General features: G+C 72.2%; 15 protein-coding genes. 9 read left to right on the top strand and 6 right to left on the bottom strand.

Annotated features, from left to right (window positions below; genetic code table 11):
• Positions 1-429 precede the first annotated feature (429 nt).
• Positions 430-2,001, top strand: a complete 1,572-nt coding sequence (locus Ari01nite_RS12135) for a LamG-like jellyroll fold domain-containing protein (protein WP_239162684.1) — start codon at positions 430-432, stop codon at positions 1,999-2,001.
• Positions 2,001-3,359, top strand: coding sequence for an MFS transporter (locus tag Ari01nite_RS12130; protein ID WP_239162683.1), 1,359 nt, complete (start codon positions 2,001-2,003; stop codon positions 3,357-3,359). Before Ari01nite_RS12135 ends, Ari01nite_RS12130 begins: the two co-directional genes overlap by 1 nt.
• A 181-nt stretch (positions 3,360-3,540) precedes the next feature.
• Here Ari01nite_RS12130 and Ari01nite_RS12125 read toward each other — a convergent pair whose 3' ends face one another.
• From Ari01nite_RS12125 to Ari01nite_RS12115, 3 genes are all read right to left on the bottom strand, one after another.
• Positions 3,541-4,074: a hypothetical protein gene (locus tag Ari01nite_RS12125; RefSeq protein ID WP_203781273.1), complete on the bottom strand. Its 534-nt coding sequence runs from the start codon at positions 4,072-4,074 to the stop codon at positions 3,541-3,543.
• A gap of 61 nt (positions 4,075-4,135) precedes the next feature.
• Positions 4,136-4,714 (bottom strand): hypothetical protein, encoded by a 579-nt coding sequence (locus tag Ari01nite_RS12120; protein ID WP_203781272.1) that lies wholly within the window; start codon positions 4,712-4,714, stop codon positions 4,136-4,138.
• 1 nt (position 4,715) lies between these two features.
• On the bottom strand, positions 4,716-5,777 hold the full coding sequence (locus Ari01nite_RS12115) for a helix-turn-helix transcriptional regulator (protein ID WP_239162682.1): 1,062 nt from the start codon (positions 5,775-5,777) through the stop codon (positions 4,716-4,718).
• Between the two features lie 320 nt (positions 5,778-6,097).
• Between Ari01nite_RS12115 and Ari01nite_RS12110 the strand changes: the two genes are divergently transcribed.
• The 4 genes from Ari01nite_RS12110 (at position 6,098) to Ari01nite_RS12095 (ending at position 8,716) form a co-directional block, all read left to right on the top strand.
• A complete protein-coding gene (locus Ari01nite_RS12110) occupies positions 6,098-6,937 on the top strand; it encodes a hypothetical protein (protein WP_203781271.1) in 840 nt (279 codons plus the stop codon).
• Positions 6,938-6,980: 43 nt separating this feature from the next.
• Positions 6,981-7,217 (top strand): hypothetical protein, encoded by a 237-nt coding sequence (locus Ari01nite_RS12105; RefSeq protein ID WP_203781270.1) that lies wholly within the window; start codon positions 6,981-6,983, stop codon positions 7,215-7,217.
• Between the two features lie 356 nt (positions 7,218-7,573).
• Positions 7,574-7,738, top strand: coding sequence for a hypothetical protein (locus Ari01nite_RS12100; RefSeq protein ID WP_203781269.1), 165 nt, complete (start codon positions 7,574-7,576; stop codon positions 7,736-7,738).
• Between the two features lie 330 nt (positions 7,739-8,068).
• Positions 8,069-8,716: a class I SAM-dependent methyltransferase gene (locus tag Ari01nite_RS12095; protein WP_203781268.1), complete on the top strand. Its 648-nt coding sequence runs from the start codon at positions 8,069-8,071 to the stop codon at positions 8,714-8,716.
• Here the strand turns inward: Ari01nite_RS12095 and Ari01nite_RS12090 are convergent.
• Positions 8,713-11,058, bottom strand: coding sequence for a beta-glucosidase family protein (locus Ari01nite_RS12090; RefSeq protein WP_203781267.1), 2,346 nt, complete (start codon positions 11,056-11,058; stop codon positions 8,713-8,715). The genes Ari01nite_RS12095 and Ari01nite_RS12090 overlap by 4 nt on opposite strands.
• Positions 11,059-11,094: 36 nt before the next feature.
• On the opposite strand from Ari01nite_RS12090, the gene Ari01nite_RS12085 reads away from it, so the two are divergent.
• Both Ari01nite_RS12085 and Ari01nite_RS12080 read left to right on the top strand, forming a co-directional pair.
• Complete coding sequence (locus Ari01nite_RS12085) at positions 11,095-12,096, top strand: LacI family DNA-binding transcriptional regulator (protein ID WP_203781266.1); 1,002 nt, start codon at positions 11,095-11,097, stop codon at positions 12,094-12,096.
• Between the two features lie 79 nt (positions 12,097-12,175).
• Positions 12,176-12,625, top strand: coding sequence for a hypothetical protein (locus tag Ari01nite_RS12080; protein WP_203781265.1), 450 nt, complete (start codon positions 12,176-12,178; stop codon positions 12,623-12,625).
• Between the two features lie 20 nt (positions 12,626-12,645).
• On the opposite strand, the gene Ari01nite_RS12075 is transcribed toward Ari01nite_RS12080, so the two are convergent.
• A complete protein-coding gene (locus Ari01nite_RS12075) occupies positions 12,646-13,890 on the bottom strand; it encodes an RND family efflux transporter (protein WP_203781264.1) in 1,245 nt (414 codons plus the stop codon).
• Positions 13,891-14,074: 184 nt separating this feature from the next.
• On the opposite strand from Ari01nite_RS12075, the gene Ari01nite_RS12070 reads away from it, so the two are divergent.
• Positions 14,075-14,611 (top strand): hypothetical protein, encoded by a 537-nt coding sequence (locus Ari01nite_RS12070; RefSeq protein WP_203781263.1) that lies wholly within the window; start codon positions 14,075-14,077, stop codon positions 14,609-14,611.
• 172 nt (positions 14,612-14,783) lie between these two features.
• On the opposite strand, the gene Ari01nite_RS12065 is transcribed toward Ari01nite_RS12070, so the two are convergent.
• Entirely contained in the window at positions 14,784-15,764 is a 981-nt protein-coding gene (locus tag Ari01nite_RS12065) for a hypothetical protein (RefSeq protein WP_203781262.1), read from the bottom strand.
• Positions 15,765-15,859 lie beyond the last annotated feature (95 nt).

Genomic DNA, 15,859 nt, shown 5'->3' with positions numbered 1-15,859 from the left:
GCTTTCCCGCGTTGCCCTGCCGCGTCTCGCGCTTTCCCCGCGTTGCCCTGCCGCGTCTCGCGCTTTCCCGCGTTGCCCTGCTTTCCCGCGTTGCCCTGCCGCGCCTCGCGCTCCCAGCTCCCGCCCGGTGCCGCTCGCTGAGTAGTCTGCCGTGCCCAACACCGCGACTTTTCTTGGCGTGGGCGGGGCAGCCCGGTCAGGATTGCGATCGTGGAGCGACGAGATCTTCTGCGGGCCGCAGCGGTCGTACCACTAATGGCCCCGTCAGGCGATAAATCGGAAATGTCCGGCTCGAAGGGCGGCTCGGGCGCGGCCGGTGCGGGCGCGGCTAGTGCGGGCGCGGCTGGTTCGGGCGTGGCCGGTTCGGGCGTGGCCGGCTCGGGAGGTGCCGCTGGGTTCGAGGTTGGCAGAAAGCGGTTTTCGCTGGCTGTGCTGCCCGATACGCAATACCTGTTCGACGCCGACAGCTCCGACCCCGCGCCGGTCCGGGCCACCCTCGACTACCTGCTCGCGCGCCGCGGGGCTGACAACATCGCCTTTCTGGCGCAGCTCGGGGACCTCACCGAACACGGCAGCGCCGGTGAGATGGCTCAGGTCTCCGCCACCTTCGAAGCCGTCGACTCGCGGCTGCCGTTCAGCGTCGTGGCCGGAAACCACGACGTCGATCAGACCACTGACGATCGGCGCGGGCTCACCCCGTACCTGGAAAGGTTTGGTCCGGAACGGTATCGGCAGGACCCCACCTATCTGGGTGCCAGCCCGGACGGTTACAACACCGCGCACCGGATCACCGCCGCCGACCGGCGCTGGCTGATTCTGGCGCTCGACTGGCGCAGCTCGGACCGGGCGCTGGGGTGGGCTCGGGCGACGCTGGCCGCCAACCCCACGGTGCCCGCCATCGTCACCACGCACGACATCGCCTTCAGTGACGAGGACGGGCGCGCCTTCCTGTCCCGGAACGGGCGGCGGCTGTGGGACCTGCTGATCCGGGAGCACGACCAGATCTTCCTGACCCTCAGCGGGCACGACTGGCCCCCGGGCCGCAACGTCCTGCGGAACGCGGCCGGTCACGACGTGCACATCCACACCGTGAACTACCAGGAGCGCTACTACGGCGGGGCCGGCATGGTGCGGCTCTACCACTTCGACCTGGACCGCAACCGGATCGACGTGGAGACGTTCGCCCCGTGGCTGCTGGGCAAGCCGGACCGCACCCCGCTGGAGGCCGAGACCGCGGAACTGACCGGCGACCACGACCGGTTCAGCGTGGCGGTCGACTTCGCGCGCAGATTTGCCGCCTTCGACCCCGTACCGGCGCCGGCACCGCGGGTCGCGGCCCAGGTCGTCGACCGGCACACCGCCGCGTACTGGCGGTTCGACAGCCCGGGCGCCGTCATCCGGGACCAGTCTGGCAACGGCAACGACCTGTCGATCCGGCGCGGCAGCCCGAAGCCGTCCGCCGACCATCACCTGGCCGCCCCGGGGCACGCCAGCCTCTACTTCGACGGCGGCGGCGCGCACCTCACCACCGGGGCCGGCGCCCCGCTCAACGCCGCGACCTTCCGGGACGGCTACACCATCGAGATCTTCGCGAAGCTGCCCAGCCCGTTCGTCGGCGTGCACGACTGGATGGGCCTGCTCAGCTGGGAGGGCACCACCCCGGACCCGCCGTGCAGCCTCGACCTGGCCCCCGAGTTCTTCCTCCGGTACGCCACCCGCACCGGCACCTCGTGGAGTCACGCCCTGCCCACCGGCGTCTGGATGCACGTCGCCGTGGTCAACGACGGCGGCCGCACGGTGATCTGGATCGACGGTTCCCGGATCGCCCGCAACCCGCGCCGCCCCGCCCCCGGCCTGCTCACCGACGGCCGGCCGTTCCTGCTCGGCGCCACCGTCTCCGGCCCGGTCCACCGGGGCTTCTACGGCTGGCTCGGCGACGTCCGGATCACCGGCCGGGCCCTGGCGCCGGCCGATTTCCTGCCGGCGGGCCGCTACCGATGATGCGACCGCTGGCTCTGTTGGTCGCCGGCACGTTCTTCATGGAGATCCTGGACGCCACGATCATCGCCCCGGCCGCTCCGCACATCGCCGCCGACCTCGGGGTGGCTCCGGTCACGGTGAACGTCGCCATCACGGCGTACGTGCTGACCTTGGCGGTTCTGATCCCGATCAGCGGCTGGCTCACCGAGCGTTTCGGCGCCCGCCGGATCTTCACCATGGCGATTGTGATCTTCACCCTGGCGTCGATCGGCTGCGCCGCCGCCCAGGACCTCACCGCGCTGGTCGCCGCCCGGGTCCTGCAGGGCGTGGGCGGCGCCATGATGGTCCCGGTCGGCCGCCTCGTGGTGATCCGCACGACCGCGAAGACCGGCCTGGTCCGCGCGATCGCCTACCTCACCTGGCCGGCCCTGGTCGCCCCGCTGATCGCCCCCGCGCTGGGCGGCGCGCTCAGCCAGTACGCCTCCTGGCGCTGGATCTTCCTGATCAACGTCCCGCTCGGCATCGTCGCCCTGGTGCTGGCCCGGCGCCTGGTGCCGGACGTGCGCGCCGACGACGCGGGCCGCCTGGACTGGCGCGGCTTCCTGCTGGGCGCCCTCGGCATCGCCGCCCTGGTGGTGGGCCTGGAGGGCGTCGCCGCACCGGCTCCGAACTGGCCGGTCGCGCTGACCGCACTGGCAACCGCCGTCCTGGCGCTGACCCTCGCCGTCGGCTACCTGCTGCGCGTCACCCGCCCGCTGGTCGACCTGCGTATCCTGCGCGTGCACACCTACCGGGTGACCGCGCTGGGCGGCTCCGTCTTCCGAGCCGTGATCACCGCGATCCCGTTCCTGCTCCCGCTCTTCTTCCAGCTCGGGTTCGGCTGGTCCGCGGCGTACGCCGGCCTTTTGGTCATTGCTCTTTTCGCCGGCAACGTCGGCATCAAGCCGCTGACCACCCCGCTGATGCGCCGCTTCGGCATGCGCCCGGTGATGCTGGCCAGCGTGCTCGCGTCGGCCGCCTGCCTGGTCGGCATCGCCTTCCTGACCGCCGGCACCCCGCTGATCCTGCTGATCATGCTGCTCACGCTGAGCGGCATCTTCCGCTCGACGGGCTTCACCACCTATAACACGGTGGCCTTCGCCGACGTCCCCGGCGAGCGGATGACCAGCGCCAACACGCTCATGTCCACGCTGCAGGAGTTGGGCGCCGGGCTGGGCGTGGCGATCGGCGCCCTGCTGGTCCGCCTCGGCACCAACCTCGACCTCGACGCGTTCCGCTTCGCCTTCGTAGCCCTCGCCGTCCTGCTGGCAATTCCCGCGATCGAGGCGTTTCTCCTGCCCCGCGCGGCCGGCAACGTGGTGGCGGGTCGCGCTTCCTGAAACCGCGGAAGTACGCCGGGCGGGGCCGCCAACCGCATCGTGGCGAACCCCGCCTCCGGCGGCTGCCGCCCGCGAGCTTCCCCGGTGGTCGCGCCCCCTGCCGCGACCACCGGGCTGTCCTGCCGGGTCAAGCCTCAGACGCAGCCGGCGCAGATCGGGTTGGGCGTGTCGTTGTCGGTCCTCAGACGCAGCCGGCGCAGATCGGGTTGGGCGTGTCGTTGTCGGTGACGAAGACCTTGCGGGCGACCAGCGGATCGGTGGTCGGCAACGGGGTGATCACGAGGGCCCCGTCGACCGCGTCGATCTGCACGCAGGCGCGGCGGATCGGCTGGCTGACGACGATGCAGGCGGCCCGGATCCGGCCGTGCTCACCGGGTGTCAGATCGCCGGGGGTCAGCTCCCAGTTCCGGTAGGTCGGGCCGTCCAACTGGTAGTGAAAGGTCCCGGAGTTGGCGTCGATGGTCACCCTGGTGTCACGGTAGAACGCGACTCCCCATCGGGCCTCCGCCACCCTCGCCGGGTCGGCGCCGGCGCACGGCTCGATCTGGGCCAGCATCCTGCCGTTCGGCGAATCGCCCGCATTGATGCTGGTGAGCGTGCCCTCGGAGCAGATGTACGGGCCGGGCCAGGGCGCCTCCGGCGTGGCCGTGCCGGCGTTGCCGGACGCCGAGAACATGGCGCCGAGCAGCACCAGCACGACCGGGATGACGATCACCGGCAGTAGTTTGCGACGTGACATTCTCTTACCCCCGTGGATAGGTGATCAATGGTGCGGGTCAGACGCAGGAGGCGCAGACCGGGTCGATCGTGTTGTCCATCCCCAGCACCGTCGCCGGCCGGGTGACCAGCGGGTCGTCGACCGGCAACGGCGTGATCTCGACCGTGCCCGACCAGCTGTTCGCGACGACCCGCACACAGGCGACCCGGGTGTGCGGGTCGGTGATGAGGCACGCCGCCCGGATTGTGCCGAGATGGCCGGCCCGGAGGTCGTCGACGGTGTAGTTCCAGGTGTCGCGCGTCGTCGGGCCCTCGGCGGCGAACGGGTTGGTCAGGATGCCCACGAAGGCGGAGGTGTCGGCATACTGCGCAATGCCCCACCGGGCCTGGGCCGTCACCGCCGGGTCGGTGCCGGCGCAGGGCTGGATGCTGATGAACAGGGGCGTCCGCGGCGGGCTGTCCGACGTGGGCGGACCGGCGTTGATCGTCCCCTCCGCACAGATCGGGCCGCCGGTCCAGGACCCCGGAGTGGACCCCGGCTCGCTGGTGCCGGCGTTGCCGGGCGCCGACATGAGCGCGCCGAGGAGCAGGGCCACGACCGGCATGGCGAGCACCGGCAGAAGCTTGCGGGGAGACATGTCAGCTGACCTCCGTGGGCGTCATCAGCGGGATCGGAACGCTGCGGGCCGCGCCGAGCATCAGCCCCAGCTGGAAGCGGTTCTCCACGCCGAGGCGGTCCATCAGGTTCCGCAGGATCTTGGTGATCAGGCGCGCGCTGATCCGCATCTCGGCCGCGGCGCTGACGTCGGTGTGGCCCTGCGCGAGCAGGCTGATCAGCTCGTGCTCGCGGTCGCAGAGGGCGATCTCGGGCACGCAGCGTGCGCGCGGGTCGGCCGCGGTCGCCCAGTGCTGGTCGAAGAGCATGACCAGGGCCCGCACCACGCCCGGCTGGCTGACCTCGAGGTATCCGCGCTCCAAGTCGGCCGGGTCGGCCGGGAACAGCGCCACCCGCCGGTCGATGACCAGCAGCTTCAGCGGCATCTCGGGGCCTTCCCGGTAGGCGAAGTTGGGCTGCTCGACCAGCGGGGCGTCCACGCCCAGGTCACGGTCGGCCGGCGGCAGCCCGAGCACCCGGACCCGGACCCCGCGCTCGACGATCCGCCGGCTCAGCGGCGCGGCGGCCCGGGACGAGGCGGCGTCGAAGGCCTGCTCCGTGTTGATCGCCAGGTGCTCGTCCCGTTCGGCGTTCATGAGCTCGGCCAGCCGGAACCGGGTGAGCTGCCGGGTCGGCAGGTAGCGCACGCCGTCACCGATCGTGCCACCGATCGCGGTCACCGGGAGCCCGCTGCCGGTCAGGCCGGTCACCACCCCGTGGTGGTTGCGGACCTGCGCGTGCGGGTCGACCAGCCGCAGCCGGCGCCGGCGCAGCGCGGCCACCAGGTCGGCCGGTGGACGCGGGACCCAGGTGGTGGTGCGGGCCTCGCGTTCGGCCGGTGCCACCGCGCCGGCGCTGCGCAACTCGGCCAGCGACTCGTCGATGCGCCGGCGGGGGAGACCCAGCTCGGCGGCGAGCGTCCGGGAATCCCGCGAACCCATCGTCGTAAGGGTGCGGAACACCAGGTCGGCGTCGCTGGACAGACCCCAGCGGACCAGCGACGGCACGGCCGCCCCGATCGACACCGACGGCCGTGGAACCGGCACGCCTGACACCTTCACCTCCTGACCGAGCGACGTCTGTCACTCCCCCGTAGATGGTCAGGCCGCGATGCAACCACAGTGGAGCCTACTCGGACCAGGGGTGTCCGATTCGCCCCGGCGCTGTGCGGTATCCCGCAAGGTTCGATCGGCGCCGGGCGTTCCCCGATGCTCACCCCCGCGCTGGTCGCCCGGCAAGCCGGGTGCGGTATCGCGCATCCCACCCGTACCGGATCCCGCATGGCATTGACCCGCGCCGACGCGCCTGGTGAATATTCCGGCATCAATGCCCGGCCGTGCGGCCGGGCAGCGAAACGGGGGAGACAATGCGAAACAGAACACGCGGAGTCGCCGGTGCCCTGCTGGCCCTGGCGCTGTCCGCCACCGGGGTCGCGGTGCTGGCGTCGCCGGCGCAGGCCTTCGTGACCGGCGGCCCGTTCCTGGCCGGCGACTGGAACGGCGACGGCGTCGACACGCCCGGCGAGTACGACTGGGCCACCGACACCTGGTTCCTGCGCAACTCCAACACGGCCGGCGCTGCCAACATCACGTTCACCTACGGCTTCGGCGGCACACCCGTCGTCGGCGACTGGAACGGCGACGGCATCGACACTCCCGGGATGGTCGACATGAGCTCCAACCCGCCGACCTGGTACCTGCGAAACTCCAACACGAGCGGCGCCGCGAACGTCACCTTCACGTACGGCTTCCGCTTCGCCGAGGACACGGTCGCCGTCGTGGTCGGCGACTGGGACGGCAACGGCACCGACACGCCCGGCCTGGTCGACATGAACGCCGCCACGCCCACCTGGTATCTGCGCAACTCCAACTCGTCCGGGACGGCCGACTACACGTTCGCCTACGCCGGTGCCGGCGGCTCACCGGTGGTCGGCGACTGGAACGGCAGCGGCAACGACACCCCCGGCTTCGTCACGAACGCCGACAACCCGCTCTGGCACCTGCGAAACTCCAACAGTGCCGGCGCCAGCAACGTGGTCTTCAACTACGGATTCACCTACGGCTGGCCGCTGACCGGCGACTGGAACGCCAACGGCACCGACACGCCCGGCATGGTCAACAACCCGGTGGGCGCCACCCCCACCTGGTTCCTGCGCAACGCCAACTCCAGCGGCGTGGCCAACCTGACCTTCACGTACGGTTTCTAGCGCCGTGCCGACCAGGGCGGCACGTGTCCAACTGGGCGTCCGCATGGAGGTCCGCCTGGTCAAGGTCCTCAAGGGCTTGGCCGAATTCAACGACGAAACCCTGGGCGAACTGCTGGAGCGCATAGTCTTGCACTCGTTCGACCCGGTATCCGGCGACGAGGGCGAGGCTTGCGCGAGCCCACACGGCAGAGCCCAGCTGAAGGCCATCGAGGACCTGAAGCGCGTATACGGCCTCGACGCCGAATCCCAAGCGCCGAGAGTCTTAGCCAAGCAGCAATAGGAAAACCGGCCGCCGCCGGGCAGGTGCTCGGTGACGGCCGGTGCCTTTGCGTTCCGGCCGGGGGCGGGGTGCCCTCTTGCGCTCCGGCCGGCGGCGCGCAGGCCACGAGCACAAGCCGTCGGTGCGGTCCGGCCGGCCGGCCGTGGGTGCGCAACCGGACTGTCCTCCCCGCAGCCGGCCGTCGGGCGAACAGCGGACCATCGGCCACCCATCGGCCGAGGTGGAACGTCGTTCCGGCCGAGCGCCCACCGCCCGCCGACGGGTTATCGTCACATGATCATCGTGTCTCGCGATCGGAGGCTACCGACGTGGGCTCACCCGGCCGAGGATGGCCCCGCCGCAGATGGCGACGCCGGTTGCGCTGCCGGCACGCCCGCCGCGCCGCCGGCACCGAGGTGCTAGCCGCGGTCCGCAACTGGTTGGGCGAACAACCACCGGCAACCGCCGACACCCCCGCCACCGGCAAGCTCCACGCCGAACTCCGCGCAGCCGCCCACCTGGAAGAACCCACCGAGGCCTAGCGGCACGCCGTTCCCCGCTAAATCTCCCTGTTACCGAAATTCCGATCGGGGTGGAAGGCCGGGGTCGCTGGCGAGAAAGATTCGTCGTGGTAGCTGGCGAAGGGGAGATGCTGCGGGTCTGCGGGCGAAGGGATCGCCGCGGCCCGCGGCCCGCGAGTCCGCGGCCCGCCCGCGAGCCGTGGGCTCGGCAAGCAGATTAATGCGGCGAAATGTCACGCTCTGGGGCGCCGGGAACCGGATGGTGGGACGGGGTGCTCATCGGTCGAGACTCGAGGCTGCGGAGTGATCGGCTCGCGTGCGGGGATTTGATCGAGCTTGTTGAATGTGAGCGTGGGGCAGGACTGGGTTCGCTGGCATGGGGACTACGAGGCGCCGCGGTCGTCGCTTGCTCGGCGGCTTGCGGTGGTTCGCTGTCATCTTTGGCGTGCGCTGGGGGAAGCGCCCCGCGACCCCGCCGGCGGCCGGCGGCTGATCAGTCTGTGTGCCGGGGACGGGCGGGACGTGCTGCCGGTGCTGGCCGCGCATCCGGCGGGAACGGACGTGCGGGGACTTCTCCTCGAGCTCGACCCGGAACTGTCGGGGCGGGCGCGGCGGACCGCGGGCTCGATGGGGCTGCGGAGCGTCGACGTTCGGACGGTGGATGCCGGTGCCGCCGACACCTACCGTGATGTCGGGCGGGCTCACATCGTGTTGGCGTGCGGCGTGTTCGGCAATTTGAGTGATGCGGACATGCGACGGACCGTGGCGGCGTTGCCGGCACTCATGGTGCCGGGTGGGATTGTCATCTGGACGCGCGGGCGGGGGTTGGGCGCGGGCGATCGCAGCGATGACGTCCGGGACGGCTTCGCGGCGTACGGCTTCCTGGAATTGGCTTTTGTGCGGCCGGAAGATGCCCGGTTCCGGGTGGGGATGTCGCGACTCCGGAAAGCGAACGGCGCCCGGCTGGAGCCGGGCGCCCGCCTCTTCCAGTTTCTCTAGCCGAGGGTGGCGCGGATGTCGCCGAGGCCGCGGGCCACCAGGAACTCGCCGCCCTCGTCGGGCAGCCGGGTCCAGGTGCCGGCCGCGGTGTCCCAGCTGCGCCACAGGCGCTCGTCGGGGTGGACGGTCACCTCGGCGGAGTCGCCGGCCGCCACCGTGACCCCGGCCCAGCCGACCAGGCGCACCGGCTCGTCGCGGGCCGCCGGCCGCCAGTAGACCTGGACGACCTCGCGGCTGGCGCGTTCGCCCACGTTGGTCACCCGGACCACCACGGCGCCGGAGTCCAGGCGGGCCTCCGCGTACTCCCACTTGCCGTACCCGAGGCCGTGCCCGAGCCAGAACGCCGGCTCGGCGGCGCGGCCGGCGAAATGGCCGCGGTAGCCGATGAACGTGCCCTCGGAGTACGCCAGCTTGCCCTCGACCGGCGTGACCGACCACGCCGGAGCGGCGCCGTCGGCCGCGGGGAACGTGGTGACCAGGCGGCCGGCCGGTTCGATGTCGCCCAGCAGCGCCGCCGCGACCGCGTGGCCGCCCTCCTGGCCGGGCAGCCCGGCCCACAGCACCGCGTCCACCCGGGACAACCACGGCATCAGCACGGGCGTGGCCGCGTTGACCACCACCACCGTGTGGCGTGCGGCGCCGGCCACCGCCTCGACCAGGGCGTCCTGGGCACCGGGGAGCCGCAGCGTGGACTTGTCCACCGACTCGGTCTCCTGCTCCTCGGTCAGGCCGACCACGACCACCGCCACCTCGGCCGCGGCAGCCGCGCGCACCGCCTCGTCGATGACCTCGACGGTGGTGCGCGGCGCGGTGCTGCCGACCAGGCCGTACAGACCCATCGAGCCGGTCACCTCGACGGTGGCCTCGATCAGGTCGCCGGCGGTGGCGTCGAAGCGGTCGGTGCGCACCGGGGGAGCCAGTGCCTCGATGCCGAAGCCGCCGCCCTCGAGCCGCTGCGAATACGTCGCCGTCTGGGAGCCGACCTTGACCGTCCAGGAGCCGACGCCGAGACCGCCCAGTTCGAGCGCGCCGGTGACGCCGATCCGGCCGGTCAGGTGCACCGCGCGGACCGTTTCCTCGAAGTCGTCGTCCATCCCGATCATGGTCGTGCCCTGCGGGCAGGACCGCTGCTCCAGCTCCTTGCCGTCGGCGTCGTACAGCGTCGCCCGGACCTCGGTGAGGAAGCGCGGCGGCACCGGCCTGGTGCGTACCTCCACCCCGTCGGTCACCGTGACGGTGTCGCCCAGCAGGTCGGCCAGGCCGGTCGCGACGCTCACCTGGTACGGCGGGTTGACCTGGGCCGAACCGCCGCCCATGTCGATCGTCTCGAGGGCGTGCCGGCCGATCAGCGCGACCCGCGTGGTGCGGGCCAGCGGCAGCGCGTCACCCTCGTTCCGGAGCACCGTGATGCCGGTGGCGGCGAGCCGGGTCAGCTGTTCGCGGCGCTGGGCCGAGTCGGGCGCGGGCAGGTCGTCCGGCCAGGTGCGGGGCGTGCCCAGCGCACCGGTGCGGCGGGCCAGCAGCAGCAGGCGGCTCAGGTGGTCGTCGATCGTCGACTCGTCGACCTCACCGGCGCGGACCGCGGCCACCAGCGCGTCGCCCCACGGGCCGTCGGGGCCGGGCATCACCAGGTCGAGGCCGCCGTTCGCGGCGGACGCGGCGGTGCGGGTGGCGAACCAGTCCGACATGATCAGGCCGGGGTAGTCCCAGGAGTCCTTCACGATCTCGTTGATCACGTGGTGCTGCTCGGTGGCCGCGACCCCGTTCACGTCGTTGTAGGCGGCCATCATCGACCAGGCGTCGGTGGCCATCTCGAACGGCAGCAGGTACAGCTCGCGCAGGGTGGCCTCGTCGACCACGCTGTCCATCGTGTTGCGGTCGGTCTCGGATTCGTTGGCCACCAGGTGTTTGAGGCAGGCGGCAATGCCAAGATCCTGCAAACCGCGCACGTACGCCGCGGCGAGGCGCCCGGTGAGCAGCGGGTCCTCCGAGTACGCCTCGAACAGCCGGCCGCCGAGCGCGCTGCGGTGCAGGTTGATGGTGGGCCCGAGCACCACGTGGATCTGCTGGGCGGCCGCCTCCTCGGCGAGCAACCGGCCCACCTCGTACGCGACCTGCTCGTCCCACGCGGAAGCGAGCAGCGTGGCGTTGGGGAACAGCGAAACCACCCGGCCGCCGCTGAACTTGAGCCCGCGCACCCCGGTCGGGCCGTCCGAGAACCGCATCTCGGCGAGCCCGACGGCGGGCTCCGGATGCAGCGTGAACGCGGACGCGCCGGTGAGCAGCCGGACCTTGGCGGGCAGGTCGAGCGCTTTGACTAGGGCTGCGAGGTCGTCGGTCATGGCACCATGGTTACACGTGTAAGTAAGGTTGTCATCATGAGTCAGAACAGCACCCGCCGGGTCACCAGCGCCGACGTGGCGCGGCTCGCCGGCGTCTCCCGGGCCACGGTCAGCTATGTGCTCAATGACACCCCCAAACAGACCATCTCGGCCGGCACCCGCACCCGCGTCCTGGACGCCGCAACCCGGCTGGGTTACGCGCCCTCGGCCGCCGCGCGCACGCTGCGCACCGGCCGCTCGGACGTGGTGCTGTGCCTGCTGCCGGACTGGCCGATCGGTCCCGAGCTGGGCTCGACTCTCAACAACCTCTCGACCGCGCTGGCCCGGCAGGGCCTCACCTTTGTGGTACACCCCGGGAACCGTGAAGACCGCCCGATTGGCGAAATCTGGAAGGCGATCACCCCGGCCGCGGTGATCGCCTGGTCCGATTTCTCGCCCGCCGAGATCGCCGCGATGCGGTCCGCCGGGGTGGCCCTGGTGGTGGCGCTGCTCGGCCACGGTGGCGAGCATGAGCGCGAGTCGACCGTGCCGCAGGACCTGATCGGCCGCCGGCAGGCCGAGCACCTGGTCTCCACCGGGCACTCCCGGCTCGGCTACGCCTATCCCGACGACGAGCGGTTGCGGATCTTCGCCGACCCGCGTCTGGCCGGCGTCCGGCAGACCTGCCGGAGGAGCCGGGTGGGTGGTCCGGCCACCGAGACGGTCGCGCTTGATCCGGGCTCGGCAGCGGCAGCCGTACGCCGGTGGCAGGCGGCCGGGGTGACCGGCGTCTGCGCGTACAACGACGAGGTGGCCCTCGCCGTGCTCAGCGGCGTCCGGCGGCTGGGCCTGCACGCTCCCGGCGACCTGGCGGTGATCGGCGTCGACGACATCCCGCCGGCCCGCCTGGCCGTGCCCCCGCTGACCACGGTGACCACCGACCAGGCCGCGGTGGCCGAGTTCCTGACCGCGACCGTGGTGGCCGCGATCGCCGGCCGCCCCGCCCCGCCGGCCCCGTCGGCCGATCTCGTCAGTCTGGTCCGGCGGGACAGCGCGTAGATCGCCGATCACGCTCTGCACATCCAACCCACAGCAACGGCACATCGCCGGCCAAGCCTTCCGGCGAATCGTGGGAGGCATGCTCGTGCAGCTAACTCGCAACACCGAGACGCGGACCGCCAGCGCCACCGCAACAGATCTGCCGGTCCGCCCGTCGAGCCTGCCCCGCCCGCGCGGCCCGCGCCCCGCGGTAGCCGTGCTCGGCCACCGGGGCCGAGCCGCCGGCCTCGACCAGCATCTGCCGGCCGGCTGGTCGCTGCGGGTGGCAGAAGACCTTGATGACGTACGCCCGGGCGAACTCGTCCTGATCACCGCGGCCACGGTCCGGGACGTGACGCTGGCCCGCCGGGTGCTGCCCGCCCGCACCCAGATCGTCGCCGTGGTGGACGACGCGGCACCCGGCGAGGTGGTGGCCGGCGTGCTCACCGCCGGCGCGGACGCGTGCGTGCGCGGCGGCCAGCCCGGCATCCTGGCGGGCCACCTGGTCGCCTGCCGCCGCCGGCTGCTGATCGGCCAGACCGCGCGCTGAGTGGTTAGGGATCGCCTTCCTTACCAGGAGCGGACGACCAGGTCGCCGTCGCGGAGGCCGGCGGTGATCTCGGTGTACCGGTCGCCGCGCAGGCCCACCCCGACCGTCACCCGGGCGCCGTCCCTGAGCACCGTGCCGGTGTCGCCCCGTACGTCGTGCACCGCGGTGCTCGGCACTCGCAGCACCTCGGACTTCGCGCCGGTGGTCACCCGGACCGGGGCGCTCTGGCCGACCAGCAGGTCCTCGGGCGCCTCGTCGAAGGCGAGCAGCAACCCGTAGCGGACCATCGTGCCGTCGCTGGTGCCGACCGGGTCGACCTGCACCACGGTGGCCGCGAACTCCTCGCCCGGCCGGTCGGCGAGCGTGACCGCGCCCTTCTGCCCGATCGCGAGCCGGTCCGCGTCGGCCTCCGGGAAGTTTGCGCTGACCTGCATGTCGTAGATGTCGGCCAGGGTGATGAAGGTGGCCCCCGCACCGACCTGGCTGCCCACCTTGCCGGCGACGGTGAGCACGCGCCCGGCGATCGGCGCCCTGATGGTGGCGCCGGCCAGCGCCTCCTCGGCCTTCTCCACGGCGGTGATCGCGGTGGTGACGCGTTGCTCGGCGCTGAGGATGGCGTCGCCGCCCCCACCGGGACCGCCGCCGGTGTTCTGCCCGCCGCCGCAGTCCTGGGGGCCGCCGCTACTGCGGGTGGTCGGCGCGGGGCCGGAAGTGCGGGTGGCGGTCCGGCTGGGCGCGACGCCGGGTCGCGGAGACGCGGTCCGGGTGGGGCTCGGGCTGGGCGATGCGGTCACGGTCGGCGTCGGGCTCAAATTCCCGGTCCCGTACGCGGCGGCGACGTTCGAGCCGCAGGCGGTGCTCGCGGTCGGGGACGTCGTGGCGGCCGCGCGCGCCTCGGTGAGGGCGGCCCGGGCCTCGGTCAGCGTGTCCTGGGCGCTGGAAACCGCGGCAGCCGCCTCGGCGTCGTCCACCGTGGCCAGTACCTGCCCCGCGGTGACCATGGTGCCGGCCCGGACCGCGACGCTGTCCACCGCCCCCTCGACCGTGAACCCGAGGCTGCGGGTCTGCGCCGGCCGCACCGTGCCGGTGGTCGCCACCGCGGTGCTCACCGGTCCCCGGTCGGCGGCCGCGGTGCTGACCGCGGCCGGCTTGTCGGTGGCGCCCGCGGTCACCGCGCGTACCACCAAAAATGTGACCAGCGCGAGCGCGACGACCGCCGCAACCACCCAGAGCAGGCGCCGACGGCCGACCAGTACTTCACCCATGGCGCCGAAGTGTCACGGACCGTCCTCGCCGCCGGCTCGGTTCTCCCTCGGAGTTCGCTGGGAGCCAAGACACACAGCGTCAGCACAGGTCCTCCGAGCGAACTCCGAGCCGGGTCCGACGTGGCGTGCAGATTGACCGGCTTGGGTGGTGCGACCACATCGGTGTCGAGGAAATGAGGCTTTCGTGCGCAGAGTCAGTTTGACGGCGGCGCTGTTCGCGGCGGCCGTGGCCGTGGCCTTCACGGCGGCCTGCGGTGGCAGCTCCGACGACTCTTCCGGCACCACCGCAAATCCAGCGGGCGGATTCGCCGCCTACACGGAATGCATGCAGAAGAACGGCGTAACCATCACGATGCCGTCCGGCGGCCCGCGGACCCGCCCCTCGGGCGGCCCGTCCGGCATGCCCCGCCCGGACGGCAGCGACGGCCCCGGCTTCCCGGGCGGCGGTTTCCGCAAGCCCGAGGGCATCGATGACGCCACCTGGGAGAAGGCCCAGACCGCCTGCGCCGCACTGCGCCCCGAGGGCCGAGGCGGCCCCGACGACGGCGGCAACGGCCGGGGCCGGGGCAACGGCGCCAACGTGGCCTACCTGAACTGCCTCCGCGAAAACGGCGTCACCACACCGCCCGGCCAGCTGAACACCACCGACCCCACGGTGCAGAAGGCCGTGGCGGCCTGCAAGGTGCTCCAGCCCCAGGCCAGCCCGTCACCGAGCGCCTGACCAGCCCGTCCCCGGGCTCCGTCCCGGCCGTGCCTGCCTCCCCTGAGTCGGCACGGCCGGACGGACGCAGTTCCGGGCCGCCCGTGACGCGCCCCACGGCGCGGGCGGCCCGGCCCTCTCGCGCCACCGCGCCCTCCTGGGAATGCTGGTAGACGGGAGGTCGGGAGGCGCGCTATCGCAAGCAGAACTCCACGCCGCCGGTGACGTCGTCTTCCGAGATCGACTCATGGGTGACCAGGTAGCAGTCCGCCGGGTCGACGGCGGAGGTGCGCAGCTCCCAGATGCCGAAGCCGAGCGCGTCCACGCGTACGGGATGTGACGTCACATACCCCGACGCGTAACCGGGCTCCGACACCAGTTTGGCGCCGTAGATGCGCAGGGGCACTACCGAGTGCGGGGCGAATCCGCCGACGGCCACGCGGAAGGTGGTGCCGAGGGGGCTCGTGGGCGGGAAGCTGCCGGGCTGCCCGTGCCGGTCGTCGACGTAGGGGATGAGCTGTGGGTGCCGGACGTTCCGCACCTCGACGGACTTCGCAACGGACCGGCTGCCCTGGATGGCCTGGACGATGTGGTTGCCCATCTCATCGTGGGGAAGGCTGCGCAGCGACAACGTGATGGGGCGTTCGTCGGCGGGTACCACCGACCAGGCCCGGATCAGGCGGCCCGAGGGCGACGTCAGTGTCACGTCGAGGCGGATACCCGGCCGTGCTTCATAGACGCAGATGGTGTTCATGTCGGGCGCGGAGATGTGGTCCCGGCGCCCGGAGTCTGTTGCGGTGACGTCGAACTTCCCGCCCCCCATGCACGGAGGACCGCCGCCGCCCAGGAAGTAGCGCAGCTGCGCCTGCACACCGCCCGGCACCGGGTCGCGGCGGGCGAGGATCCCGTCCGTCTTGGTGGAATCGCTGGACGGCGCTGGCTTAGGGCTTTGGCTCTCCGCCTTCGTTGTGGGATCGAGGTGCTGCGCCGGCTTGCGATGGGGGAGTGGTGACGGCCGGCGATCCGTACGGGCGGTGGGAGCTCGCCGGGCGGGCGGGTCGTCGGACGGCCACGAGACGATCGTGGCGTCCGGCGTGGGGGGAGTGTTCGGTCGGACGTCCGGCGGGATCACGATCTGCGACGGCGACGAGGCCGACGGATCAGAACTGGTCACCGGGGTGGACGGTCTCGGGGCCGCGGTCCGCTCGGTCGGCGACGGAGAGCAGGAACCGACGGACAGGGCGAGCGTCAATGCGGCTGCCGCTAAGC

The organism is Paractinoplanes rishiriensis (genome assembly GCF_016862375.1).
Taxonomy (GTDB): Bacteria; Actinomycetota; Actinomycetes; order Mycobacteriales; family Micromonosporaceae; genus Actinoplanes; species Actinoplanes rishiriensis.
This window is presented reverse-complemented; position numbering and strand designations above follow the sequence as displayed.

Bases quoted from the DNA above. Each gene is read 5' to 3' on its own strand.
- Ari01nite_RS12090 (WP_203781267.1), bottom strand. From the start codon at position 11,058: ATGACCGACGACCTCGCAGCCCTAGTCAAAGCGCTCGACCTGCCCGCC.
- Ari01nite_RS12120 (WP_203781272.1), bottom strand. From the start codon at position 4,714: ATGTCTCCCCGCAAGCTTCTGCCGGTGCTCGCCATGCCGGTCGTGGCC.
- Ari01nite_RS12130 (WP_239162683.1), top strand. From the start codon at position 2,001: ATGCGACCGCTGGCTCTGTTGGTCGCCGGCACGTTCTTCATGGAGATC.
- Ari01nite_RS12105 (WP_203781270.1), top strand. From the start codon at position 6,981: ATGGAGGTCCGCCTGGTCAAGGTCCTCAAGGGCTTGGCCGAATTCAAC.
- Ari01nite_RS12110 (WP_203781271.1), top strand. From the start codon at position 6,098: ATGCGAAACAGAACACGCGGAGTCGCCGGTGCCCTGCTGGCCCTGGCG.
- Ari01nite_RS12075 (WP_203781264.1), bottom strand. From the start codon at position 13,890: ATGGGTGAAGTACTGGTCGGCCGTCGGCGCCTGCTCTGGGTGGTTGCG.
- Ari01nite_RS12080 (WP_203781265.1), top strand. From the start codon at position 12,176: ATGCTCGTGCAGCTAACTCGCAACACCGAGACGCGGACCGCCAGCGCC.
- Ari01nite_RS12085 (WP_203781266.1), top strand. From the start codon at position 11,095: ATGAGTCAGAACAGCACCCGCCGGGTCACCAGCGCCGACGTGGCGCGG.